This window comes from Sphingomonas sp. Leaf20, assembly GCF_001421535.1.
Taxonomy (GTDB): Bacteria; Pseudomonadota; Alphaproteobacteria; order Sphingomonadales; family Sphingomonadaceae; genus Sphingomonas.
Genome location: NZ_LMKN01000001.1, coordinates 921,187 through 946,601 on the forward strand (window position 1 = coordinate 921,187; position 25,415 = coordinate 946,601).

A 25,415-nucleotide genomic window follows, 5' to 3' on the forward strand; every position below is an offset into this window, starting at 1 on the left:
TGACCTAGCCGAGGGCGAGGCGTTGCGTGCCGGGTGTCGGCACTGGGATCATTTGCGTGTGGTTGCGGTTCTGCGAGGCGCCGGGGGCATTGTTGCCGCCGTCCGATTTCGTCGTCGCGGGTGCCGACCAGTGCGGGGCGTTGCCCTTCTCGTCGGCATCCTTCATCAGCGCGCCTTCGACGCGGGTCGAGCCGTCCTGCGGACCGCTCCCGCCGTTGACGCCGGGCATCGCCATGCCGCCATGCGCGTCCTTCTTCATCAGGTCGGACATGCATGCCTTGCCGGGCTTGACGCACTGCTCGACGATCGCCTGGAAAAGCCCGCCGTCGACCGCACCGAAATAGCGGACCGGGACCTTCTCGCTCGGCTTTTCGAGCTGCATGTAGTTGGTGCGGTTCAGCCCGCCGCCGCCGTTCCGGACCTTGGCGACCCAGGCATCGAAGCCCGCGTCGGACACGCCGTGGAAGCGGAAGCGCATCCCCGAGAAGCCCGCGCCGCTGTAATGCGAAGAGAAGCCCTCATAGTTGCCGGGCTTGTTGATCACCGCGTGCAGCGTCGTCGCCATCCCGGGCATCGTGTAGATCATGCCCGCGAGCGCCGGGATGTAGAACGCGTTCATCACCGACGACGACGTCATCTTGAAACGCAGCGGGCGATCGACCGGCGCGGCCAGCTCGTTGACCGTCGCGATGCCGTATTCGGGATAGATGAACAGCCATTTCCAGTCGAGCGCGACCACCTGGACGTCGAGCGGCTTGCCGCCCGTGATCGTCTGCTGGTTGTCCGAAAGCTGGCCGATCGGCGCGTTCTCGCCGACATCGCTGGTCTGCGCCGAGATCCGGCCGAGCGGGCGATACGGGTCGAGCAGATGCGTGCTCGTCCATGTCAGCGCGCCGAGCGCGATGATGATCAGCAGCGGCACGCCCCAGATCAGCAGCTCGAGGCCGATCGAGTGATCCCAGTTCGGCTCGTACTTCGCGGCCTTGTTCGCCTGGCGGTAGCGATAGGCGAACAGCAGCGTCAGCACGATCACCGGAATGATGATCAGCAGCATCAGCCCCGTGGAAATGAGCACCAGGTCGCGCTGCTGCACCGCAATATCGCCAGACGGCGACATCACGACCCAGTTGCACCCACTGATCAGCAGCGCGGGCAGCACGGCGGCTGCGCGTAAGAGCCAGGATCTAGGCCTGGAATTCGATAGCTCGGCGGTCATACGCTCGCCCCTACGCCGCAGTTCGGTCATACCATAGTGGACAATTTGTCCAATGGGCGCCGCACTGCAGCAAAGGCATGGCGCTCATGCTGCGACAGACATAGGCGTTACGGAGAGAGTCCGAAAGGCCCTGCCCGCAGGTGAAAAAACGGCGTATGATCAATGCGCCGTCCGAACAGGCCATGGGCGGCGTGCCGCCTCACGGAAGCGAGTTTGAGAATGAGTGCACACGCAGGATCGACGTCTTTCGAGGACGATACCCGCGATCTCCACGATCACGGCAAAAAGATCTCGCCCGGCGAGATCGCGATCGGCGTGGTCATCGGCCGGACGTCGGAATTCTTCGACTTCTTCGTCTATGCGATCGCCTCGGTGATCGTCTTCCCCGCGCTCGTCTTCCCCTATGTCGACCGGCTGCAGGGGACGATCTACTCGTTCGCGGTCTTCGCGCTCGCCTTCATCGCGCGTCCGTTCGGGTCGATCATCTTCATCGCGGTCGACCGTCTCTATGGCCGCAGCGCGAAGCTGACGATGGCGCTGTTCCTGCTCGGCACCGCGACCGTCGCGATGGGCTTCCTGCCCGGCTATGAGCAGGTCGGGAACTGGTCGGTCGTGCTGCTGTCGCTGCTGCGAATCGCGCAGGGCATCGCGCTCGCCGGCGCATGGGACGGCCTCGCCTCGCTGCTGTCGCTCAACGCGCCCGAGGGTCGCCGCGGCTGGTACGCGATGCTGCCCCAGCTCGGCGCGCCGTTCGGCCTGCTTGTCGCCAGCGGTCTGTTCGCCTTCTTCGTCGCGACGCTGCCCGCCGCCGACTTCATCGACTGGGGCTGGCGCTATCCGTTCTTCGTCGCGTTCGCGATCAACGTCGTCGCGCTCTTCGCCCGCCTCCGCCTCGTCGTCACGCCCGAGTTCGAGACGCTGTTCGAATCGCGCGCGCTTCAGCCCGCGCCCGTGCTCGACACGATCCGCGCAGAAGGCCGCACGATCGTGCTCGGCGCGTTCGCGCCGCTCGCCAGCTTCGCGCTGTTCCACATGGTCACCGTGTTCCCGCTCTCGTGGATCGTGCTCTTCACCTCGGAAACGCCCGGCCGCTTCCTGACGATCGAGGTCATCGGTGCCGCGATCGGTCTCGGCGCGACGCTCGTCTCGGGGCTGCTCGCCGACCGGATCGGCCGCCGTACGCTGCTCGGCAGCACCGCGGTGCTGATCGCGCTGTTCGCGATCGGCGCACCGATGCTGCTCAGCGGCGGTCCGACCGGCGAATGGGCGTTCATGATCATCGGCTTCCTGCTGTTCGGCCTGTCGTTCGGCCAGTCGTCGGGGTCGCTCGCGACCAGCCTCGGCAAGACGCACCGCTATACCGGCTCCGCGCTGACGACCGATCTCGCTTGGCTGTTCGGCGCGGGCTTCGCCCCGCTCGCGGCGCTCGTCCTGTCGAGTGAACTTGGGCTCGCCGCCAGTGGCGCGTATCTCTTCTCGGGTGCGGTCTGCACGCTGATCGCGCTCGGCGTGAACAAGGAACTGGCGAAGCGCGCGAACGAGCGCTGACCCGCAAACGACGACACCGTGACAGGGCGCCTTGCGCGTCCCGCTGTCGGTCCCTCACCTCGCGCGCTCCAATCCGCCGTCGCAGCCCTGCGGCGGCGGTTGACGTTACGGCAACGGCTCGTCGCAAATCCGCCGGCCCCGTCGCGCGCGCCGATTGACGCGCGAAAGACCGTACTGTACCGGACGGTATCGAAGACGATCGGGCTATACCGCCACGCCGCGTCGGACACGACCCGGTTGGCGCCCGGTTCGCGAACGCCCTGCGCCTCGCCGATCACCGCCTGCCCATCCCAACCGCGTCGCGCGCTGGTGCGACGTGCCCGCCTGCCCATCCGAACTGCCCATCCGAAGAGACCCGATCATGGCCTATCTCGACCTCGACAACCTGTTCGCCGCCCCCGCCGGTTCGGCCAGTGGCAGCCGTGTCATCGCGGCGCGCACGGGGTTTTCGGCGCTCGAGTGGAACGTCATCTTGCTCGCGCGCAACGACAGCGTCGCCAGCCTGTCGAGTCGCGGCCGGGTCGCACGCGCGCTCGGCGCGATCTTCGGGATCGCCGCGCAGGCGCCGCTCGCGGATCCGCGGCTCGAGGCGCTACGCCGCATCGCGGTCCACGCATGGCGCAAGGGGCTCGCGCTCCCCGCCGCCGAGATCGAGCGATTCGTCGCCGCCGGATTTCACCGCGCGCAGATCGACACGCTGATCGCGCGCGTCACCGCCTGACGCGGCGCGTTTGAAATGCGGCGAACCGGGGCGAACCCCGATTCGCCGCCCCGCGTCAGATCCGCGTGGTGCCCGAATAGGCGAACAGCACGTCGGCATCGTCGCCCAGCACGACCTGCTCGCTGCCCGTCACCGTGACGCACTCGCCCGCCTTGAAATCGACGCCCGCGACCGAGCCCGACCCCGTGACCGGGATCAGCCAGCCGGTCTTGCCCTCTGGCAGCGTCACCGCATGGTCGCGCCCGCTCCACCGCTCGAGCACGAATTTCGGCCCCTCGACCTGGATGGTCCGCCCCTCCGACACGCGACCGGGCGAGGTGATCGGCTGATAGGGCACGGGGTCCGACACCGCGATGCCGTCGTCGAGATGCAGTTCGCGGTCGCTGCCATAATCATAGAGGCGGTACGTGGTTTCCGAATTCTGCTGCACCTCGATCACCGTCAGCCCGCCGCCGATCGCATGGATCGTGTCCGACGCGCAGTACATGAAGTCGCCCGCCTTTACCGGCTTCCAGTAGAGCTTGTCCTCGATCGTCCCGTCGACCGCGGAGGCGCGCAGTTCCTCGTGCGAGATCGGCGTCTTCGTCCCGACCGCGATCGTCGAATCGGGTTCGGCGGCAAGCACCGTCCAGCATTCGTCCTTGCCGCGCGGCAACCCGCGCGCATGCGCCTGGTCGTCGTCGGGATGCACCTGCACCGACAGTTTCTCGCTCGTGAACAGATACTTGATCAGCAGATCGGGGGTCGTGTCGCCCGGCTCCTGGAACCACACCTCGCCGATCGGCGGCGAACCCGGCGCCGGATCGTCGAAACCGGGCCAGAGGGTGTGACGCCCCCATGGCTTCTCGACACGATGCGTGTGGAGCAGGGTGGCGGGCATAGGCTATTCCTTCTGACGTCGGGCGTATCGGCTCGGACATAGCCCTCGCGACGCCCGGTGGCGAGACGCTGTTAACGCGGGTGTTAACGCGGGTCGTGCGCGTCCGATCCGACCCCGCCGGTTCGCCCCGGCGCGTTTGCTCGAGGTCCGTGCGATCCCCCCGCGTGATCCCCCGTGCAATCCCCCCGCCGAAGGGGATTGTTCGTGCGGCCCCGGTTACGCTAAGGACGACGTCCATGCGTATCCCCCAGTCTCGCGCGCTCACGATCGCGCTCCTCGCCGCCATAGCGCTCCCGATGGCCGGATGCGCGAGCTCGCGCACCTCGACCGACATTCCCTATGTCGCGCGCGACGTCGGCACGCTCTACTCGCTGGCCAAGCGCCGGCTCGATCAGGGGCGGTACAAGGAGTCGGCGCAGCTCTTCGACGAGGTCGAGCGCCAGCATCCCTATTCGATCTGGGCCCGCCGCGCGCAGGTGATGAGCGCGTTCAGCTATTATCTCGACGCCGATTACACCAAGTCGATCCAGTCGGCGCAGCGCTTCATCTCGGTCCACCCCGGCAATCGCGACGCCCCTTATGCCTATTACCTGATCGCGCTCGGCTATTACGAGCAGATCACCGACGTGACGCGGGACCAGAAGATCACGCGCCAGGCGCTCGACGCGCTCGGCGAACTCATGCGCCGCTATCCCAACACGCGCTACGCGTCGGACGCACGGCTCAAGATCGATCTCGTCAACGACCATCTCGGCGGCAAGGAGATGGAGATCGGCCGCTTCTACGAGACGCGCGGCCAGTGGCTCGCGGCAAACGGCCGCTTCCGCACCGTCGTCGACCAGTATCAGCAGACCACGCACACGCCCGAGGCGCTGATGCGGCTGACCGAGACCTATCTCGCGCTCGGCGTCCCGATCGAGGCCGAAAAGGCCGCGGCGGTGCTCGGCCGCAACTATCCCGGCACCGCCTGGTACCAGCGCGCGTACAAGCTGATGCAGGAGCACCCGGTCAAGCCGCTCGCACCGATCGCGACCGGCGCGCAGGTCGTCCCCGCGGGCACCCCCGGCGCGCTCCCCGCCGCCGGCCTCGGCGAGGCCCCGGCGATTCCCGGCTCGGTCGGCAATGGCGGCTCGGGCTCCGCCGCCCCAAGCGGCGCCGGCCCCGTCGGCCCCGCCGGCACCACCCGCACCACCCCCGGCAACTGAGCAGGGGGGGGGCCGCCCCCCCCTCGTCCCGTCCCCCACTCAACGTCATCCTGACGAGAGTCAGGACCCAGAGCCCCAAACGCGCCCGCCCCCCCCCGCGTCATCCTGACGAAAGTCAGGATCCAGAGCCGCAGACGCGCCCGTCTCCCCCAACCCGTCATCCTGACGAAAGTCAGGATCCAGAGCCACAGACCGCAGCGCTCGTAACCCTGGATCCTGACTTTCGTCAGGATGACGAGGAGAGGGTAATGACTAGAGCGCCGCAGTAACGCGAACCGCCCCCCCCCGCCCCCCCGTCAAACCAGACGGAACATTGGGGGATCATTTTCGCATCCGGATCGTCTAAGGGACGAACCGATGCTGACCGAACTCTCCATCCGCGACGTGGTATTGATCGAGGCGCTCGACCTGGGCTTCGGCCCGGGGCTCGGCGTGCTGACCGGCGAGACCGGCGCGGGCAAGTCGATCCTGCTCGATGCGCTCGGGCTCGCGCTCGGCGGCCGCGGCGACAGCGGGCTCGTCCGCCACGGTGCCGCGCAGGCGGTCGTCACCGCGACCTTCGATCCCCCCGCCCCCGGCACGCCGCTCACCGCGCTGCTCGACGAGAACGGGCTGACGATCGAGACGGGCGAACCGCTCATCATCCGCCGGATCGTCAAGGCCGATGGCGGCAGCCGCGGCTTCGTCAACGACCAGCCCGCCTCCGCCGGGCTGCTCCGCGAAATGGCGCCGACGCTCGTCGAGATCCACGGCCAGCATGACGAACGCGGCCTGCTCAACCCGCGCGGCCACCGCGCGCTGCTCGACATCTTCGGCCGCACCGAACCCGCCGCGACGACGCGCGCCTGGGCCGCATTGCGCGACGCCGAGGATGCACTCGCCACCGCGCGCGCGGATATCGAGAGCGCCGCGCGCGACCGCGACTGGCTCGAACATACCGTCGCCGAACTCACCGCGCTCGGCGCCGAGCCGGGCGAGGAGGAGACGCTCGCCGACACCCGCCGCTCGATGCAGCGCGCGGAAAAGATCGCGGACGACCTGTCGGCGATCGACGACTATCTCGAAGGCTCGGACGGCGGGCTCGCCAAGCTGCGCCAGGCCGCGCGCGTGCTCGAACGGATCGCGGGCGACCATGTCGCGCTCGCCGACGCGCTCGCCGCGGTCGACCGCGCGGTGATCGAGGGATCGGTCGCCGAGGAGCGGATGCGCGATGCCCGCATCGACCTCGCCTACGATCCGCGCAGCCTCGAGGACGACGAGGCGCGGCTGTTCGAACTCCGCGCAATGGCACGCAAGCACCGCGTCCAGCCCGACGACCTCGCCGCGCTGACCGACGAGATGCGCGCGCGGCTCGAACGGCTCGACGCGGGCGAAGGCGGGATCGCGGTACTCGAGGCAACGCTCGCCAAGGCGCGCGCCGCGTACGACAAGGCCGCGGACGCGCTGTCCGCCCGCCGTGCCAAGGCGGCGCTGCGGCTCGATACCGCGGTCGCGGGCGAGCTCGCGCCGCTGAAACTCGACGCCGCCCGCTTCCGCACCGTCTGCGCCCCGCTCGGCGAGGACGGCTGGTCGGGCGCGGGCAAGGACCGCGTCGAGTTCGAGATCTCGACCAACCCCGGCGCGCCGTTCGCGGGCCTCACCAAGATCGCCAGCGGCGGCGAATTGTCGCGCTTCATCCTCGCCTTGAAGGTCGCGCTCGCGGAGGAAGGCGGCGCGACGACGATGGTGTTCGACGAGATCGACCGCGGCGTCGGCGGCGCGGTCGCCAGCGCGATCGGCGAGCGACTCGCCCGCCTCGCGCAGAGCACGCAGCTGCTCGTCGTCACGCACAGCCCGCAGGTCGCGGCGCGCGGCGCCAAGCACCTGCTGATCGCGAAAAGCAACGACGGCACCGTCACGCGTACCGGCGTCCGCGCGCTCGACGAGGCCGAGCGCCGCGAGGAGATCGCCCGCATGCTCTCGGGTGCGACGATCACCGACGAGGCGCGCGCGCAGGCCGAACGGCTGCTCGAAACCGCCTGAAACCCTTGCCGCGCGGAGGACGCGTGCCTAACCCGCGATCATGACCGCGCTGCCCACGTCCGCCCTTCCCGCCACCGAAGCGGAGGCCGCCGCCGAGCTGGCGACGCTCGCCGAGCGCATCGCCTATCACAATGCGCGCTATCACACCGACGACGCGCCCGAGATCAGCGACGCGGACTATGACGCGCTGGTCCGCCGCAACACCGCAATCGAGACCGCCTTCCCCGCAAGCGTCCGCGCCGATTCGCCGAGCCGCAGCGTCGGCGCCGCGCCCGCCGGGCATTTGTCGAAGGTCGCGCACGCCAAGCCGATGATGAGCCTCGACAACGCGTTCTCGGACGCGGAGGTCGAGGAGTTCGTCGGCCGCGTCCGCCGCTTCCTCAAGCTTGCCGACGACGCCCCCGTCGCGCTCACCGCCGAGCCCAAGATCGACGGCCTGTCCTGCTCGCTGCGCTACGAGGACGGCCGGCTGGTCCAGGCGCTCACCCGCGGCGACGGCCAGGTCGGCGAGGACGTCACCGCCAATGTCCGCACGATCGCCGACATCCCGCAGATGCTCGGCGGCGAGCCCCCCTACCCCGCGATCTTCGAGATCCGCGGCGAGGTGTACATGGCAAAGGCCGACTTCGCCGCGCTCAACGCCCGCCTGCTCGCGGACGCCGCGCAGACCGGCAAGGAGGCGCGCCAGTTCGCCAACCCGCGCAACGCCGCCGCGGGCTCGCTCCGCCAGAAGGACGCGGGCATCACCGCCGAACGCACGCTGCGCTTCCTCGCGCATGGCTGGGGCGAGGCAAGCGCCGTCCCCGCGGAGACACAGTCCGCGATCGTCGACCAGTTCCGCGCCTGGGGCTTCGCGGTCGCCGACGCGTTCGCGCGCGTCGAGGACGAACGCGGCGCGCTCGGAGTCTACCGCGCGATCGAGGCGGGCCGGGCCGAGCTCCCCTTCGATATCGACGGCGTGGTGTACAAGGTCGACCGGCTCGACTGGCAGGCGCGACTCGGCCAGGTCGCACGCGCACCGCGCTGGGCGATCGCGCACAAATTCCCCGCCGAGCGCGCGCAGACCACGCTCAACGCGATCGACATCCAGGTCGGCCGCACCGGCGCGCTGACCCCGGTCGCGCGGCTCGACCCCGTCACCGTCGGCGGCGTCGTCGTCACCAACGCGACGCTTCACAATTTCGACGAGATCGAGCGGCTCGGCGTCCGCGTCGGCGACCGCGTCCTCGTCCAGCGCGCGGGCGACGTTATCCCGCAGATCGTCGAGAGCCTGACCGCCGCCGAGGATCGCCCCGCCTATGTCTTCGACCGGCTCTGCCCTGAGTGCGGGTCGGCCGCCGAGCGCGAGGAGGGCGAGGTCGTCTATCGCTGCACCGGCGGGCTGATCTGTCCCGCGCAGCGCGTCGAGCGGCTCATCCACTTCACCTCGCGCCACGCCTTCGACATTGGCGGGCTCGGCCAGACGCTGGTCGAGGCGTTCTTCCGCGACGGGCTGATCGAGTCGCCCGCCGACATCTTCCGCCTGACCGAGGAACAGCTCGTCGCGCGCAAGAAGGACGGCCGCGTCTGGGCGGCCAAGCTGATCGCCGCGATCGACGCGCGCCGCCAGATCGCGCTCGACCGCTTCCTCTTCTCGCTCGGTATCCGCCATGTCGGCGAGATCACCGCGCGCGACCTCGCGCGCCGCTATCGCTCGGCCAGGGCGCTCGGCAGCATGCTGCGCCGCGCGGTGTTCCTCTACCACAGCATCACGCCCGTGATCGGCGAGCCCGAGCGCAAATATGTCCTGCGCCGCGACAAGCTGCTCGTCGGCGTGATCGAGACGGCGGGCGTCGGTCCCGAGGTCGCCAACGCGCTGATCGGCTTCTGCGCAGAGCCGCACAACCGCGCGGTCGTGTTCGACCTGCTGCGCGAGGTGACCCCGCTCGATGTCGTCCACGAGACGCGCGATTCGGACGTGACGGGCCAGACGCTCGTCTTCACCGGCAGCCTCGAGACGCTCAGCCGCGACGAGGCCAAGGCGCAGGCCGAGCTGCTCGGCGCGCGAGTCGCGGCGTCGGTCTCGGCCAAGACCGACCTCGTCATCGCCGGCCCCGGCGCGGGGTCGAAGCTCAAAAAGGCGACCGACCTCGGGATCCGCGTGATCACCGAGGCGGAATGGGCCGCGATCGTCGCCGCCGCCTGAGCATCGCGCGGCACGCACTTGATCGAGATTGGTTCCATTCGCGCGTGATCGGCGCGCGAGCGTGGCTTTTTTGCAACGCAATATGACGGAGTGCATCGCGTGCAACTCGCGACTCGCCAATGTCATGGAACCGAAATATTTGGGGCGCAGGGGCGCGGCTGACCGAACGACACGTCGCGGATCTCGAGCAAAAGCTCAAAGGGGACATTTCTAATGCGTAACAACCTTTTCCTGGGTGCGGCGGCGATTGCGCTGATCGCACCGATGGCCGCATCGGCACAGGAGACGACCGCCACGATCCGCGGCTCCGTACAGTCGGCGGGCGCGCCCGTCGGTGCGGCAACCGTCACGATCACCCATGTCCCGTCGGGCTCGCGCTCGACCGCCACGACCGACGCGAACGGCACGTTCACGGCAACCGGTCTCCGGTCGGGTGGCCCCTTCACCGTCGACGTCACGTCGGCGCAGGGTAACAGCAGCGTCACCGACATCTACACCGTCATCGGCCAGCCCTTCGATCTCCCCATCGAACTCGCAGCGGGCGGCAATGCGGAGAGCGAAGAGATCGTCATCACCGCGTCGTCGATCCGTGGCGCCGGCACCTCGTCGGACGGCCCCCAGACGGTGCTCAGCGCGCGCGACATCGCCAAGGTCGCCTCGGTGAACCGCGACATCCGCGACATCCAGCGTCGCGACCCGTTCGCCACGCTCGATCTGTCGAACAACCGCGCCGTCAGCTTTGCTGGCAGCAACCCGCGCTTCAACCGCTTCTCGATCAACGGCGTCTCGGTCAGCGACAATTTCGGTCTGAACCCCGATGCCAGCCCGACCGCGCGCGGCCCGATCCCGTATGATGCGATCGCGCAGGTTTCGGTCTCGATCGCGCCGTATGACTTCCGCCAGGGCAATTTTCAGGGCGGCGCGATCGACGCCACGCTCGCGTCCGGCACCAACGAATTCCACGGCACGGGCTTCTATTCACAGAACACCGACGGGCTGTACGGCGAGCGGATCGGGTCGTTCAAGCGCCCCGCGACCAGCTTCAAGTCCGAGACCTACGGCGCGACGCTGTCGGGCCCGATCATCAAGGACAAGCTGTTCTTCATGGTCTCGGCCGAGCGCAACACCGAAGCGCGCCCGCTGACCGTGTCGTCGCCATCGCAGGTGCCGTTCGGCACCGGCTTCCTGACCGAGGCGCAGGTGACCAACGTCGCCAACATCGCGCAGTCGGTCTATGGTTATGACGCCGGCCAGATCCTGACGATCGCGCAGCAGAAGGACGAGAAGATCGTCGGCAAGCTCGACTGGAACATCACCGATGGCCAGAAGCTCGCTCTGTCCTACGTCAACGCGTTCGACTCGTTCGTCGTCAGCGGCAGCAACTCCGTCAACAACGCGACCCCCGGCTTCTCGCTGGATTCGAACGGGTACAAGCTCGGCGAATTGCTCCGTGCCGGCATCGCGCAGCTGAACTCGGACTGGAGCGACACCTTCTCGACCGAAATCCGCGGTACCTACAAGCGCTATACGCGTACGCGTGACCCGCTGCGCGGCAACGACTTCGCGCAGTTCCGCGTCTGCCTCGATCCGAACTCGGTCGGCAGCGCCGGCGGGCAGCTGACGTGCAGCACGGGCACCCCAATCATCACCTTCGGTCCCGACAGCGCCAGCCAGTCGAACACCTTCGCGACCGAGACGTTCGGCGGCTCGGCGCTGGCCAACGTCACGGCCGGTGACCACAGCATCCGCCTGCTCGGCGAGTTCGCGCATGTCACGATCAACAACCTGTTCCTGCAGAACACCGCCGGTAACTATTATTTCGACTCGATCGCGGACTTCCAGGCGCGCCGGGCGAACTCGGTCACCTATCAGGATGCGGTCTCGCTCAACACCGCCGACGCCGCCGCGGACTTCGGGTATCAGCAGTACACGTTCGGCGTGCAGGACAGCTGGCGCGTCAGCGACACGCTGAACCTGACCTATGGCGCGCGCTACGACCTGTACGACATGCAGAGCCGCGTTCCCGCCAACGCCAACTTCCAGAGCCGCGTCGGCTTCACCAACACCAAGACCTTCAAGGGCCTCGGCGCGTTCCAGCCGCGCATCAGCTTCGACTTCAAGACCCCCGTCTCGGGCCTGAAGCTGCGCGGCGGTGCGGGCGTGTTCGCGGGCGGCGCTCCTGACGTCTATCTGTCGAACAGCTTCTCGAACACCGGCGTCGTCACCAACCAGGTGAACGTGACGCGCACCGCCAGTGGCCTGTCGGGGTACAACCAGCCGCTCGCGGTTGGCGACGCCGCGCTCAACAACGTCAACGGTGCGGCCATCCCGGCGGCGCTGTCGGGCTTCCTGTCGACCAACACCGGATCGCTGTCGACCGCGCCCGTGAACGCGATCGCACCCGGCTTCGACCTCCCGTCGACGCTCAAGGCGACGCTGTCGGCGGATTACGACCTGTTCGGCATCCAGTTCGGCGCCGACTATATCTACTCGCAGGTCATCCAGCAGGTTCAGTTCAGCGACGCACGCTCGGTCGTTGTCGGGCGCCTGCCCGATGGTCGCCCGCGCTATGCCGCTCGGACCAGCGCCGGCGGGATCAGCTTCACCGATACGAACACCGACATCGTGCTCGGCAACACGGACCGTGGTCGTGGCCATGTGTTCGACGTCCGCGCCGCCAAGACGTTCGACTGGGGCCTGTCGCTCGGCGGCAGCTACACCTGGCAGGACGTGAAGGACGCGACGCCCGCCACCTCGTCGACCGCGCTGTCGAACTATGGCAACGGCGCGATGGTCGATCCGAACTTCGCCGCCTATGGCCGCTCGAACGACGAGACGCGTTGGGCGTTCAAGTATAACATCGGCTTCGATCACGCGTTCTTCGGCGACTATCGTACCGCGATCCAGCTGTTCGGCGAGACGCGTGCGGGCCGCAACTACAGCTTCACGATGATCGATCAGGCTTCGAACGGCTCGTCGGCGCGCAGCCCGGTGTTCGGCACGCTGTCGAACAACAACCGCTATCTGCTCTACGTACCGACCGGCGCCAATGATCCGCTCGTGAGCTACGACAACGCGAACACGCAGACGCAGCTCGAGGGCCTCATCAGCAACACCGAGCTGAACAAGTATCGCGGCCGGATCGCGGGTCGCAACATTGCCCGCAGCCGCGCCTTCACGCGCATCGATCTCCACCTCGAGCAGGAGGTTCCGACCTTCATCGGAAAGTCGCGCGTCACGCTGTTCGGCGATATCGAGAACCTGCCGAACCTGCTCAACAGCAAGTGGGGCGGCCTGCGTCAGCTCGCCTTCCCGTCCACCGCATCGGTCGTCACGGTTCAGTGCCTTGCCGTTGCGACCCCGACGGGTGCCACGGCTGTCCCCAACGCGAACGCGGGCCAGACCTGCGCCCAGTATCGCTACTCGTCGTTCCGCGAGCCTGCGACCGCCGTGTCGCCGGTGTTCAACGGATCGCTTTACCTGATCCGTCTCGGCGCGCGCTTCACCTTCTAAGCGTCGCGATGGCCTGACCGGTCATGAGGCCGCCGTTCCCCCGGGAACGGCGGCCTTTTCGTGCCCGCCCCTCCACCAGCCCCCCCGGCGCAGCACCCCGTCTGCGAAAAACACCAATACCCCCAAGCCCTTTTGCGCGCGCCGCCGCCGCCGTGTAAGACCGCGGCCAATCATGGCCAGTTCTCCCGCCCCGCCCCCCGGCACCGCCGCCGGCAAGACCCCCGCCGCACCGCCTGCCGCGTATCCCGGCACGACGCCGCGCCTGCCCTTTTCGGCGCGGCCGTTCTTCGAGAACAAGGCGCGCGCGTTCTGGACGCTGCAGGCGGTCGGGTGGAGCGGCTATCTCATGCTGCGCGGCGTCTCGTCGGTGTCGAACGGGCTCACGCTCACCTCGATCATCCCCGTCATCATCGAGGCGATCGTCGGCTATTGCATCACATTGCTGCTCTCGACGATGTACGGCTATTATCGCCGCATCCCGCGCCTCATCGGGCTGTTCCTGACGATCGCGACGCTGGCGGCCGCGACCTTCCTCTACGCGGTGCTCGACGCGTTTTCCTTCTCGTTCATCCAGACCGCGACGCCCGGGATCACGATCACGCGGATGCTCGGCTTCGTGTTCCTCAACTTCGTCACGCTGGCGGGCTGGTCGGCGCTGTATTTCGGGATCAACTTCTACCTGATCGTCGAGCAGCAGATCGATCAGATGGAGCATCTCGAGAACCAGGCGTCGTCGGCGCAGCTCGCGATGCTGCGCTATCAGCTCAATCCGCATTTCCTGTTCAACACGCTCAACTCGATCTCGACGCTGGTGCTGCTCAAACAGACCGAGCGCGCGAACGCGATGCTGTCGCGGCTGTCGTCGTTCCTGCGCTATACGCTGGCGAACGAGCCGACCGCGCACGTCACCGTCGCGCAGGAGGTCGACCAGCTGAAGCTGTATCTGGAGATCGAGAAGATGCGCTTCGAGGACCGGATGCGCCCCAAATTCGACATCGATCCGCGCGCCGAACGCGCGCGCCTGCCGTCGCTGCTGCTTCAGCCGCTGGTCGAGAACGCGATCAAATATGCGGTCACGCCGCAGGAAGAGGGCGCGGAAATCTGTGTTACCGTGCGGCTGGCCGGGGAACGGGTGCAGATCGCCGTATCCGATACCGGACCGGGCTTGATCGATGGCCGGATCAGTCCAAGCCTTTCCACCGGCGTGGGGCTCGCTAATATTAGAGACAGGTTGGTGCAGGCATATGGGCCCGACCATCGTTTTGAAACCCGCTCCACGCCCGCTGGGGGCTTCTCGGTCGAGATCGAGATTCCCTATCAGCTTGAAGACGTGAACAGAGAGGCCGCATGACCATCCGTACCATTCTCGTCGACGACGAGCCGTTGGCGATCCAGGGGCTCGAACTGCGCCTCCAGGCGCATGAAGACGTCGAGATCATCGAAAAATGCTCGAACGGCCGCGAGGCGATTCGTGCGATCAAGACGCACAAGCCCGATCTCGTCTTCCTCGATATCCAGATGCCGGGCTTTGACGGCTTCTCCGTCGTGCAAGGCCTGATGGAGGTCGAGCCGCCCTTGTTCGTCTTCGTCACCGCCTATTCCGACCACGCACTGCGCGCGTTCGAGGCGCAGGCGGTCGATTATCTGATGAAGCCCGTCGAGGAATCGCGGCTCGCCGACACGATCGAGCGCGTCCGCCAGCGTCTCTCGGAAAAGCGCGGCGTCGAGGAAGTCGACCGGTTGCGCGAAGTGCTCGCCGACGTCGCCCCCGATGCCGCGGCCGACATGCCCGACGGCGACGCGGTCTCTGCCAACCGCTTCGAAAAGCTCATCAACATCAAGGATCGCGGCCAGATCTTCCGCGTCGACGTCGACACGATCGAGCGGATCGATGCGGCGGGCGATTACATGTGCATCTATACCGGCGACAACACGCTGATCCTGCGCGAGACGATGAAGGACCTCGAAAAGCGCCTCGACCCGCGCCGCTTCCAGCGCGTCCACCGCTCGACGATCGTCAACCTCGACCTCGTCAAGCAGGTCAAGCCGCATACCAACGGCGAATGCTTCCTGGTGCTGAACTCGGGCGCGAGCGTAAAGGTCTCGCGCTCCTACCGCGACGTCGTGGCACGCTTCGTCCACTGATCCATCCCCCCGCCGTCACCCTGACGAAAGTCAGGACCCAGAGCCGCAAGCGCCCCGCCCGCAACCCTGGATCCTGACCTCCGTCAGGATGACGGCAAGCATGGGGCGGCCGCCGCGGGCCAAGAACCCATGCGGCCTCGCTGCGAACCCACGCCCCGCACCCCGACCAGCAAAACCCCCGTCATCCTGACGAAAGTCAGGACCCAGAGCCGCAAGCGCCCCCACCCGTAACCCTGGATCCTGACCTCCGTCAGGATGACGGCAAGCATGGGGCGGCCGCCGCGAACCAAGCAACCAAGCCGGCCTCGCCGCGAATCCAAACCCCGCAACCCGACCATCCAAACCCCCGTCATCCTGACGAAAGTCAGGATCCAGAGCCCCAACCCCCACCGCCCGCAACCCTGGATCCTGACCTCCGACAGGATGACGACAGGCGTGGGACAGCCGCCGCGAACCAAGCAACCAAGCGGCCTCGCTGCGAACCCACGCCCCGCAGCCCGACCATCCAACCCCCCCGTCATCCTGACGAAAGTCAGGATCCAGAGCCCCAACCGCCCCCGCCCGCAACCCTGGATCCCGACCTCCGTCAGGATGACGACAAGCGTGGGGCAGCCGCCGCGAACCAAGCACCCATGCGGCCTCGCTGCGAATCCACGCCCCGCACCCCGACCAGCAAAAACCCCCGTCATCCTGACGAAAGTCAGGATCCAGAGCCCCAACCGCCACCGCCCGCAACTCTGGATCCTGACCTCCGTCAGGATGACGGCAAACGTGGGGCGGCGGCCGTGGGCGAAAGCAACCGGGCCGACCCGGTACGACCCCGCCCCCTCACCCCGCCCCCTCGTAAAACCGTGCTGCATCTGCTAACGCCCGCGGCCATGCTGAACCTGAACAATATCACGGTGCGCCTTGGCGGACGCGTTATCCTCGATGGCGCCAGTGCCGCATTGCCGCCGGGCAGCCGAGTCGGGCTGATCGGGCGCAACGGCGCGGGCAAGTCGACGATGGTGCGCGTGATCGCAGGCCAGCTCGAACCCGATGACGGCTCCGCGGACATGCCGAAAGGCGCGCGCATCGGCTATCTCGCGCAGGAAGCGCCGCACGGCGTGAAGACGCCGTTCGAGACCGTGCTCGAGGCCGATCTCGAACGCGCCGCGCTGATGCTCGAGAGCGAGACGAGCGAGGATCCCGATCGCCTCGGCGACGTGTACGAGCGGCTGATCGCGATCGACGCCTACACCGCGCCCGCGCGCGCCGCGCAGATCCTGCTCGGCCTCGGCTTCGACGAGGAGATGCAGGCGCGCACGCTCGACAGCTTCTCGGGTGGCTGGAAGATGCGCGTCGCGCTCGCCGCGCTGCTGTTCTCGCAGCCCGACCTGCTGCTGCTCGACGAGCCGTCGAACCATCTCGATCTCGAAGCGGTGATGTGGCTCGAGGACTTCCTCAAAAGCTACAAGGCGACGATCGTCGTCGTCAGCCACGAGCGCGATTTCCTCAACAACGTCGTCGATCACATCCTGCATCTGCAGGGCGGCAAGATCACGCTCTATCCCGGCGGCTATGACGCGTTCGAGCGCCAGCGCGCCGAGCGCCTCGCGCAGATCGAGGCGGCACGCGCCAACCAGGCGGTGCAGCGCGAGAAGCTCCAGGAATATATCGCCAAGAACAGCGCGCGCGCCTCGACCGCCAAGCAGGCCCAGTCGCGCCAGAAGATGCTGTCCAAGATGCAGCCGATCGCCGAGAGCTACAACGATCCCACGCTCTCGTTCGGCTTCCCCAACCCGACCGAGCTGCGTCCGCCGCTGATCACGCTCGACATGGCGACGGTCGGCTATGCCGACGTGCCGATCCTCAAGCGGCTCAACATGCGGCTCGATCCCGACGACCGCGTTGCGCTGCTCGGGCGCAACGGCAACGGCAAGACCACGCTCGCGCGGCTGCTCGCGGCACAGCTGACGCCGATGGACGGCGAGATGGCGTCGTCGGGCAAGATGAAGGTCGGCTATTTCACGCAGTATCAGGTCGAGGAACTCGACCCGACCGACACGCCGATCGAGCATATGTCGCACCTGATGAAGGGCGCGACGCCCGCCGCGGTGCGCGGCCAGCTCGGCCGGTTCGGCTTTTCGGGCGACAAGGCGACGACCAAGGTCGGCAAGCTGTCGGGTGGCGAACGCGCGCGCCTCGCACTCGCGCTGATCACGCGCGACGCGCCGCATCTGCTCATCCTCGACGAGCCGACCAACCATCTCGACGTCGATGCGCGCGAGGCGCTCGTCCAGGCGCTCAACGCCTATACCGGCGCCGTCGTGCTCGTCAGCCATGACCGCCACATGCTCGAACTGACCGCCGACCGCCTCGTGCTGGTCGACGACGGCACCGCGAAGGAATTCGACGGCAGCCTCGACGATTACATCGCGTTCGTGCTCAAGGGCGACGCGGGCAAGGGCGATGCCGCGTCGAAGGCCGACAAGAAGGCGGGCAAGAAGGCCGCCGCGGACGCGAAGAGCAACGACGCCGCGCTGCGCAAGGCGCTCCGCGAGGTCGAGGAGCAGACCGCCAAGTTCACCAAGGAACGCAACGCGATCGACCGCGCGATGATCGACCCGGCAAATGCCGAGCCGCGCTTCTCGCGGATGTCGATGGGCGACCTCAGCAAGCGCCGCGCCGAGGTTAACGCCAAGCTCGAGGCAAGCGAAGCCAAGTGGCTCGAGGCCAGCGAAGCGCTCGAATCGATCGCCGCCTGACCCCCGGTGGGGGTGCGAACCCCGTCCGGTCACGCCCTCCCGCGTCATCCTGACGAAAGTCAGGATCCAGAGCCACGAACGTCCCGCTGAGTTATCCTGGATCCTGACTTTCGTCAGGATGACGGACGTGAACGAAAGCCCCGCCAAAAAAAAGGCCGGCCCGCTCACCCGAGCGGACCGGCCTCCCCTTAGCCCTGTCGAACGATCAGAACCGCGTGCGCAGCGTCAGCCCGTACGTCCGCGGCTCGGCGAGGTACGAGGTGAAGATCTGGTTCCCCACGCCGCCGAACGCCTTGACCTGGTCGAGGTTGCCCGCGCCCTGGAACGGCGCGTTGAACCCGACCTGCTGGTAATCGGTGTCGAGCAGGTTCTGCGCCCAGAGCTCGATCGCCCATTTCTGCGCGGGCCCGCGGATGCCGACGCGTGCGTTCATCAGGAAGAAGCCGTCCTGCGTCTTCTCGGTGAACAGGTCCGACCCGGTGTTGTAGTCGCTCGTCATGCGGCCATCGAGATAGAACAGCCCGGTGATCCCCGACGAACCCAGATCGGGCGTCCAGGTCGTCGATGCCGTCACCGTGTGCTTCGGCGCGTTCGAGACGTTGTTGCCCGACAGCAGGAACAGCGCGGGGTCGAGCGCCTCGCCCGTCTCCGATCCGACCAGGTTGTTTTTGAACTTCGTGTCGACGAACGTGTAGCCGAGGCTCACCGCGACGTTGCGGACCGGGAACAGCCCCGCCTCGAGCTCGAAGCCCTGCGACTGCACGCCGTATTTCACGTCGCCGGTGCACGCGCCCGTCGCCGCACTCGCATCGCGATCCGCGCCGTTGAGGCTGGTGTCGCACGAGCTGATGTTCTGGACGATGAAGTTGGTGCCGTTGAACGTGTTCAGCTGGAAGTTCTTGAACTCCTGGCGGAAGCCCGCGACGTTGAAGGTGAAGTCGCTCGACGTGAACTTCAGCCCGACCTCGTACGCGTTGACCGTCTCGGGATCGAACCGCAGCCGGCTCGCGCTGGCATTGGTCGGCGCCGCGAAGACGTTCGCGGTCAGATCCGACCGGTCGAGGTTATAGCCGCCCGCCTTGTAGCCGCGCGAATAGGACGCATAGAGCAGCGTGTCGGTGCGCGGCTTGTACGACACGATACCCGTGCCGCTGAACTCGCCTTCCTTGAACCCGTCGTTCAGGTCGAGTGCGTTGAGCGCCGACGTCGAGTTGCCCGTGCAGGTCAGCGTGACGATCCCGCCGACGATCTGGTTGAGCTGCGCCCGCTGCGCCGCGGTCAGGCCGGGCGCGCCCGCGATTCCGGCGAAAACCTGGCTGCCGGTTGCCTGCTGCGCGGGGCAGAGCGTGTTATTGTTGTTGAAATCGGCGTGGAAATCCTTCTGCTCGTGCGTGTAGCGAAGACCGCCCGTGATCGACAGCTTGTCGGTCACCTTGAAGATGTTGTGCGTGAAGAACGCGTAGTTCTTGCTGTCCTGGTAATAGGTCGAACGCTGATCGCCCAGGTTGTTGAGCGCGCTCAGCCGGTCGATCATGCCGAGGATCGGCTGCGCGAGCTGGCCGAAGTTCGCGCCGAACGCCTGCCGCCCGGTGGCCCCGCCGAACGCCGCGACGGGCGTCGTGCCGAGGCAGCCCGGCGCATTGGGGTTACGCAGCGCCGCGATCGGGCTGACCGTCGCGACGATCCGGCACGCGGCGAACGCGCCGTACTGCGTCCCGAACTTCAGATTGTCCGCAACGACCAGGTCTTCCTTCGAGAAATAGCCGCCGATCAGCCAGTCGAGCTTGTCGTTGAACAGCGACCCGTTCAGCCGGACTTCCTGGCTGAAGGTGTGGAACTGGCGATAGCTGTTGCCGTCGTCCGCGCGGTAACCGATGTCGAGATTGCCGTAATCGATGTCCGCCGCGCCACCCGACTTGTACTCGCGGTAGGCGGTGATCGACGTCAGCTGCGCAAAGCCGAGGTTCGCGTCGATCTGCCCCGAGCCGCCATAATCCTTGGTGATGTTCGAATAGGCGCGGCCCAGCGTGTTGGCGATGCGGCGGTTATACGGATCGCCCTGGCTCGGGAACACCGCACCCATGCTCTGCATGACCTGCTGGATGCGGTTGCCCGCGGGGTTGATCGCGAAGTCGCCCGCGACGCCGGGCGTCGGGTCGATCTTCTCGCGCGTGTCGATATAGACCGCGCCGCAGCACTTCTCGTCGCGCCGCGTGTAATCGCCGATCAGGCGGACCGACACGTCGCTGCTCGGCTCGAACAGCAGCTGGCCACGCACGAAATAGCGGTTGCGGTCGTTGTAATCGGTCTTGTTGATGACGTCGTAATAATAGCCGTCGCGCTTGCCGAACACGCCGTCGAGGCGGAACGCCAGCTTGTCCTTGATGATCGGCCCGGTCAGCCCGCCCGCGATGCGGATATTGTTGTAGTTGCCGTAGGTCACGTCGCCGTACCCGCCGAACTGGTAGGACGGCAGCTTGGTCAGGATGTTGATCGTGCCCGCGGACGCGTTGCGCCCGGCCAGCGTCCCCTGCGGCCCGCGCAGCACCTCGATCCGGTCGACTTCGCCGAGATCGTTCAGACCCGAGCCGGTGCGGCTGCGATAGACGCCGTCGATGAACACCGCGACCGAGCTTTCGAGGCCGGGATTGTCGCCGACCGTGCCGATACCGCGGATACGCGCCGAGGCGTTCGCCTCCGAGCCCGTCGACGAGATCAGCAGCGATGGCGCCAGCTGCGTCATCTGGCGGATGTCGGTCGCGCCCGAATTCTGCAGCGCGGCCTGGCCGACGGCGGACACCGCGATCGGCACGTTCGACAGCCGCTCGGAGCGGCGCGTCGCGGTGATGACGATGTCGCCTGCGTTGACCGGCTGCGGCGTGTCGTTGACCGCGACCGGCGGCTGCTGCGCGTCGACCGATCCCGCCGCCGTACCCGAGGCGTTTGAGGGTACGGTCTGCGCCTCGGGCTGCGTCGTCGGGACGTCCTGCGCATAGGCGGGCGCGGCGAGCGCGACGGTAGCAGCGGCAGACAACAGATACGCGGTCATACGCATGGGCATCTCTCCTGGCGGCTTCGAATTAGTTCGAATATCCGGTTTGGTCAGGAGGTAAGGAGAAACCTGCGTCAACGTCCATCAATTTCCGTATGCGGCAAACGCTTTCCGGCAATTGTGTCGCAGATGCGCAACACCGGGCCCCGACGGGACCCGGCGTGACACGCGCTTGACGCTACGGCTGGCTGGCGGAGGCGGGTCTGGCGCAACGCACGGACCCGACGACCCCGAAATTATTTACAGGAAGTTTTTACAAGCCGCCCCCGGCCGGCACATCCTGACCGGGGGCGCTGCGGGCGTCGCTTACTTGGGCGCGAGCACCATCAGCATCTGACGGCCTTCCATGCGCGGGTATGCCTCGATCTTGGCGATTTCCGCGACGTCGTCCTGCACGCGCTTCAACAGGTTCATGCCCAGCTGGCCATGGCTCAGCTCGCGGCCACGGAAGCGCAGCGTGATCTTGACCTTGTCGCCCTCGCCGATGAAGTCGTTCACCTTCTTCATCTTCGTGTCGTAATCATGGTCGTCGATGTTCGGACGCATCTTGATCTCCTTGATCTCCTGCGTCTTCTGCGACTTGCGTGCGAGGTTCGCCTTCTTCTGCGCCTCGTACTTGAACTTGCCCACGTCGAGGAACTTGGCGACGGGCGGATCGGCGTTGGGCGAAACCTCAACCAGGTCGAGGCCGAGCTCGGCCGCCTGCTCCATCGCTTCGCGCGTGAACATCACGCCCAGATTCTCGCCCTCGTGATCGATCACGCGGACCTTCTGGCTCTGGATGAATTCGTTGAATCGCGGGCCGTTCATCGCGGGAGTCTGCATGGGCCGGCGCATCGTGGGAGGACGTATGGGGGTTGCTCCTGTTGTTTCTGACGCAGTATTTGGGCCGACTCATAGCGTAAAATCGCTTGCGCGGATAGCCGGCCCGTTACGACATCACATATCGGGTGCGCGCGCCTCGACCGCAAGGCGTGCCACCGCCTCGTCGAGCGACAGCATCTCCTGCCCCTGGCTGCCGAGCCGCCGGATCGCGACCGTCGCCTCGTCCGCCTCGCGCTTGCCGACCACGAACAGCACCGGCACCTTGGCCAGGCTGTGCTCGCGCACCTTGTAGTTGATCTTCTCGTTACGCAGATCGGTCTCGACGCGGATCCCCGCCTTGCGCAGCGCCGCCACGACACGGTGCGCATACTCGTCGGCATCCGACACGATCGTCGCGACCACCACCTGCACCGGCGCCAGCCACAGCGGGAAGCGCCCGGCATGATGCTCGATCAATATGCCGATGAACCGCTCGAACGTGCCCAAAATCGCGCGGTGGAGCATCACCGGCCGGTGCCGCTCGCCATCCGCACCCACATACGACGCGTCGAGTCGCTCGGGCAGCACGCGGTCCGACTGGATCGTGCCGACCTGCCACGTCCGCCCGATCGCATCGGTCAGGTGGAATTCGAGTTTCGGCGCATAGAACGCCCCCTCGCCCGGCAGCTCCTCGAAATTCGCCTTGATCGTGTCGGACAAGGTCGACTGCATCACCGCCTCGCGCAGTTCGGCCTCGGCCTTGTCCCACATCGCGTCGTCGCCGAACCGCTTCTCGGGGCGCAGCGCGAGCTTCACCGCATACTCCTCGAAGCCCAGATGCTTGTACACGCTGTCGAGCAGCTCGCAGAATTTCCGGACCTCCTCGACCAGCTGGTCCTCGCGGACGAAGATATGCGCGTCGTCCTGCGTGAACTGGCGGACGCGCATGATCCCGTGCAGCGCGCCATGCGGCTCGTTGCGGTGGCAGCAGCCGAACTCCGCCATCCGGATCGGCAGGTCACGATACGACTTGATCCCCTGCTTGAAGATCAGGACGTGCGCGGGGCAGTTCATCGGCTTGAGCGCCATCAGGTCGCCCTCGCCCGACAGCACCGCGCCCTCGTCCTCGACGTTGGGAATCTCGTCGGGCACCACGAACATGTTCTCGCGATACTTGCCCCAGTGGCCCGACTGTTCCCACTGCTTGGCGTCCATCAGCTGCGGCGTCTTCACCTCGGCATAGTCCGCCGCGTCGAGCCGCCGGCGCATATACGCCTCGAGCTGCCGCCACAGCACGAAGCCGTTGGGATGCCAGAACACCGACCCCTGCGCCTCGCTCTGGAGGTGGAACAGGTCCATCTCCTGCCCGATCTTGCGATGATCGCGCTTGGCGGCTTCTTCCAGCCGGAACAGGTGCTGGTCGAGCTGCTTCTTGTTGAGCCAGCCGGTGCCGTAGATGCGGCTGAGCATCGCGTTCTTCTGGTCGCCGCGCCAGTAAGCCCCCGAAACGCGCGTCAGCTTGAACGCAGCCGGGTCCAGCTTGCCGGTCGACACCATGTGCGGCCCGCGGCACATGTCGAGCCACTCGCCCTGGCGATAGATGGTCAGCTCCTCGCCCTCGGGCAGCTCGGCGGCCCATTCGGCCTTGAACGTCTCGCCCTGCTCGGTCCAGCGGTCGATCAGCTGCTGGCGCGACCACACCTCGCGCAGGAACGGCTCGTTCCGCGCGATGATCGCGCGCATCTCCGCCTCGATCGCGGGCAGGTCCTCGTCGGTGAACGGCCGGTCCTTCGGCGCGAAGTCGTAATAGAAGCCGTCATCGGTCGCCGGCCCGAACGTGATCTGCGTGCCCGGGAACAGATGCTGCACCGCTTCCGCCATCACATGCGCGAGGTCATGCCGCACCAGCTCGAGCGCATCCGCCTCGTCGCGCGCGGTGACGAGCGCGAGGTTCGTGTCGCCCTCGAACGGCCGCCCCAGATCGCGCACCTGCCCGTCGATCCGCGCAGCAAGCGCCGCCTTGGCGAGCCCCGGCCCGATCGCCGCGGCGACATCCGCGGGCGTAGTCCCGGGCGCAACCTCGCGGACGGAGCCGTCGGGAAGCGTAATGCGGAACATGGCAGACATGAGGAACTTTCTCGTGATGGAAGAACGGCGCTTATGCCGTCGCGGTGCCGATATAGGCAACCCGCCACGCACCGACACCCCTTCCGTCATCCTGACGAAAGTCAGGACCCAGAGCCAAGCAGCACCACCCCCCGCAACCCTGGATCCTGGGTCAAGCCCAGGATGACGAGAAGGGAGAGCCGCCCCCACCCCCCGTCATCCTGACGAAAGTCAGGACCCAGTGCCAAACAGCACCACCCCCCGTAACCCTGGATCCTGGGTCAAGCCCAGGATAACGAGAAGGGAGAGCCGCCACCCCCACCCCCCGTCATCCTGACGAAAGTCAGGACCCAGAGCCAAGCAGCGCCACCCCCGTAACCCCAGGATGACGGCAATGAACGCCCCCCTCAAGCCACCCCAAACGGCACCACATGGTTCCCCTGCGTGTGCCCCACCTCGGCCCGCCCCAGATACGGCACCCCCATATCCCGCGCCCACCGCACCATCATATAGTCGAGCGTCTCCCCCCAGGCCGGCTCGTTCGCCTGCACCGCGGTCACCGCTCCGAGCCTGAGCCCCGCAATCCCCTTCAGCTGCGTCGCGTTCGCCACCTTGAACAGCATCCGGTCGATCGCATACATCGGCTCCGACACCTCCTCGACGATCAGCACGTGATCGGTCAGATCCGGCAGCCACGGCGTCCCGATCAGCGCCGTCAGGATCGACAGGTTGAACGCCGCCGAGGGCTGCCCCCCGAGCCCCGGCTCGAGCCCCGAGCGATCCCCCCGCGCCATCCACCCGAGCGACCGCGCGACCGTCGTCTCGCCGTCATGCCGGTTGATGTCGCTCACCATCGGCCCATGCGCCACCCGCCCGATCCGCCGCGCGTACAGCGCCCCCAGCAAAAACCCGACATCCGAATAGCCCAGATACATCTTGTGCCGCGCCGCACGCCCCAGCTCGGGCATCACCATCGCGAGGATCCGGTTCGCGCCATAGCCCCCGCGCAGGAACCAGACCGCGTCGAACGCCGGATCGTTCGCATATTCCAGAAACGCCGCCGCGCGCGCGAAATCCGACCCCGCGAAATGGCCGTCGGTCGCGGTGCATTGCGGATGGAACACCAGCTCGACCTCGGGAAACGCTGCCGCCACATAGGCGGTCATCACGGGGATCGCCGAAGGATTGGTCCGGCTCGACGCGGCGAGAACACCGATGCGCATGGTTCGTCCTGTCTTGCCCCGTTACGCAACCGCCGATAGCGCGGTCGC

At 67.0% G+C, this 25,415-nt stretch carries 15 protein-coding genes; 9 read left to right on the forward strand and 6 right to left on the reverse strand.

Translation table 11 applies throughout. From position 1 onward, the window contains the following. Positions 1 to 4 precede the first annotated feature (4 nt). Complete coding sequence (locus ASE72_RS04220) at positions 5 to 1,216, reverse strand: ubiquinol oxidase subunit II (protein WP_056017024.1); 1,212 nt, start codon at positions 1,214 to 1,216, stop codon at positions 5 to 7. Between the two features lie 219 nt (positions 1,217 to 1,435). Between ASE72_RS04220 and ASE72_RS04225 the strand changes: the two genes are divergently transcribed. Next, positions 1,436 to 2,764, forward strand: coding sequence for an MFS transporter (locus ASE72_RS04225; RefSeq protein ID WP_056017027.1), 1,329 nt, complete (start codon positions 1,436 to 1,438; stop codon positions 2,762 to 2,764). A 361-nt stretch (positions 2,765 to 3,125) separates the two neighbouring features. Beyond that, positions 3,126 to 3,485, forward strand: coding sequence for a hypothetical protein (locus ASE72_RS04230; protein WP_056017030.1), 360 nt, complete (start codon positions 3,126 to 3,128; stop codon positions 3,483 to 3,485). Between the two features lie 55 nt (positions 3,486 to 3,540). Here the strand turns inward: ASE72_RS04230 and ASE72_RS04235 are convergent, their stop codons facing one another. Next, the gene (locus ASE72_RS04235; RefSeq protein ID WP_056017033.1) at positions 3,541 to 4,365 is read right to left on the reverse strand and encodes a class I mannose-6-phosphate isomerase; all 825 of its coding nucleotides are present in this window, start codon (positions 4,363 to 4,365) and stop codon (positions 3,541 to 3,543) included. 236 nt (positions 4,366 to 4,601) lie between these two features. Here ASE72_RS04235 and ASE72_RS04240 point away from each other — a divergent pair, with 236 nt between their 5' ends. The 7 genes from ASE72_RS04240 (at position 4,602) to ASE72_RS04275 (ending at position 18,182) form a co-directional block, all read left to right on the forward strand. Then, positions 4,602 to 5,570, forward strand: coding sequence for an outer membrane protein assembly factor BamD (locus ASE72_RS04240; protein WP_056017036.1), 969 nt, complete (start codon positions 4,602 to 4,604; stop codon positions 5,568 to 5,570). Between the two features lie 357 nt (positions 5,571 to 5,927). Then, entirely contained in the window at positions 5,928 to 7,592 is a 1,665-nt protein-coding gene (recN, locus tag ASE72_RS04245; RefSeq protein ID WP_056017039.1) for a DNA repair protein RecN, read from the forward strand. A 40-nt stretch (positions 7,593 to 7,632) separates the two neighbouring features. Next, positions 7,633 to 9,777, forward strand: coding sequence for an NAD-dependent DNA ligase LigA (ligA, locus tag ASE72_RS04250; protein ID WP_056017042.1), 2,145 nt, complete (start codon positions 7,633 to 7,635; stop codon positions 9,775 to 9,777). 213 nt (positions 9,778 to 9,990) lie between these two features. Further along, on the forward strand, positions 9,991 to 13,290 hold the full coding sequence (locus tag ASE72_RS04255) for a TonB-dependent receptor (RefSeq protein WP_056017045.1): 3,300 nt from the start codon (positions 9,991 to 9,993) through the stop codon (positions 13,288 to 13,290). Between the two features lie 172 nt (positions 13,291 to 13,462). Next, positions 13,463 to 14,641, forward strand: a complete 1,179-nt coding sequence (locus tag ASE72_RS04260) for a sensor histidine kinase (RefSeq protein WP_082445778.1) — start codon at positions 13,463 to 13,465, stop codon at positions 14,639 to 14,641. Next, entirely contained in the window at positions 14,638 to 15,435 is a 798-nt protein-coding gene (locus ASE72_RS04265) for a LytR/AlgR family response regulator transcription factor (RefSeq protein WP_031393111.1), read from the forward strand. Before ASE72_RS04260 ends, ASE72_RS04265 begins: the two co-directional genes overlap by 4 nt. Positions 15,436 to 16,313: 878 nt before the next feature. Next, the gene (locus ASE72_RS04275) at positions 16,314 to 18,182 is read left to right on the forward strand and encodes an ABC-F family ATP-binding cassette domain-containing protein (RefSeq protein ID WP_056017052.1); all 1,869 of its coding nucleotides are present in this window, start codon (positions 16,314 to 16,316) and stop codon (positions 18,180 to 18,182) included. A 205-nt stretch (positions 18,183 to 18,387) separates the two neighbouring features. Here ASE72_RS04275 and ASE72_RS04280 read toward each other — a convergent pair whose 3' ends face one another. The 4 genes from ASE72_RS04280 to ASE72_RS04295 all read right to left on the reverse strand — a co-directional run bounded on the left by ASE72_RS04280 (position 18,388) and on the right by ASE72_RS04295 (position 25,367). Continuing rightward, on the reverse strand, positions 18,388 to 21,237 hold the full coding sequence (locus ASE72_RS04280; protein ID WP_056017055.1) for a TonB-dependent receptor: 2,850 nt from the start codon (positions 21,235 to 21,237) through the stop codon (positions 18,388 to 18,390). A gap of 303 nt (positions 21,238 to 21,540) precedes the next feature. Next, positions 21,541 to 22,071 carry a translation initiation factor IF-3 gene (infC, locus tag ASE72_RS04285; protein ID WP_056017057.1) on the reverse strand — a complete coding sequence of 177 codons (531 nt, stop codon included), beginning with the start codon at positions 22,069 to 22,071 and terminating at the stop codon, positions 21,541 to 21,543. Positions 22,072 to 22,173: 102 nt separating this feature from the next. After that, positions 22,174 to 24,165, reverse strand: a complete 1,992-nt coding sequence (gene thrS / locus ASE72_RS04290) for a threonine--tRNA ligase (protein WP_056017059.1) — start codon at positions 24,163 to 24,165, stop codon at positions 22,174 to 22,176. 386 nt (positions 24,166 to 24,551) lie between these two features. Further along, positions 24,552 to 25,367, reverse strand: coding sequence for an LD-carboxypeptidase (locus ASE72_RS04295; protein ID WP_056017062.1), 816 nt, complete (start codon positions 25,365 to 25,367; stop codon positions 24,552 to 24,554). Positions 25,368 to 25,415: the final 48 nt, after the last annotated feature.

What these genes read in the sequence shown, in the direction of transcription:
- ligA (WP_056017042.1), top strand. Translation starts at nt 7,633, where the DNA reads ATGACCGCGCTGCCCACGTCCGCCCTTCCCGCCACCGAAGCGGAGGCC.
- infC (WP_056017057.1), bottom strand. Translation starts at nt 22,071, where the DNA reads ATGCGCCGGCCCATGCAGACTCCCGCGATGAACGGCCCGCGATTCAAC.
- ASE72_RS04240 (WP_056017036.1), top strand. Translation starts at nt 4,602, where the DNA reads ATGCGTATCCCCCAGTCTCGCGCGCTCACGATCGCGCTCCTCGCCGCC.
- ASE72_RS04295 (WP_056017062.1), bottom strand. Translation starts at nt 25,367, where the DNA reads ATGCGCATCGGTGTTCTCGCCGCGTCGAGCCGGACCAATCCTTCGGCG.
- ASE72_RS04275 (WP_056017052.1), top strand. Translation starts at nt 16,314, where the DNA reads ATGCTGAACCTGAACAATATCACGGTGCGCCTTGGCGGACGCGTTATC.
- ASE72_RS04260 (WP_082445778.1), top strand. Translation starts at nt 13,463, where the DNA reads ATGGCCAGTTCTCCCGCCCCGCCCCCCGGCACCGCCGCCGGCAAGACC.
- recN (WP_056017039.1), top strand. Translation starts at nt 5,928, where the DNA reads ATGCTGACCGAACTCTCCATCCGCGACGTGGTATTGATCGAGGCGCTC.
- ASE72_RS04225 (WP_056017027.1), top strand. Translation starts at nt 1,436, where the DNA reads ATGAGTGCACACGCAGGATCGACGTCTTTCGAGGACGATACCCGCGAT.
- ASE72_RS04255 (WP_056017045.1), top strand. Translation starts at nt 9,991, where the DNA reads ATGCGTAACAACCTTTTCCTGGGTGCGGCGGCGATTGCGCTGATCGCA.
- ASE72_RS04235 (WP_056017033.1), bottom strand. Translation starts at nt 4,365, where the DNA reads ATGCCCGCCACCCTGCTCCACACGCATCGTGTCGAGAAGCCATGGGGG.
- ASE72_RS04230 (WP_056017030.1), top strand. Translation starts at nt 3,126, where the DNA reads ATGGCCTATCTCGACCTCGACAACCTGTTCGCCGCCCCCGCCGGTTCG.
- thrS (WP_056017059.1), bottom strand. Translation starts at nt 24,165, where the DNA reads ATGTCTGCCATGTTCCGCATTACGCTTCCCGACGGCTCCGTCCGCGAG.
- ASE72_RS04220 (WP_056017024.1), bottom strand. Translation starts at nt 1,216, where the DNA reads ATGACCGCCGAGCTATCGAATTCCAGGCCTAGATCCTGGCTCTTACGC.
- ASE72_RS04265 (WP_031393111.1), top strand. Translation starts at nt 14,638, where the DNA reads ATGACCATCCGTACCATTCTCGTCGACGACGAGCCGTTGGCGATCCAG.
- ASE72_RS04280 (WP_056017055.1), bottom strand. Translation starts at nt 21,237, where the DNA reads ATGCGTATGACCGCGTATCTGTTGTCTGCCGCTGCTACCGTCGCGCTC.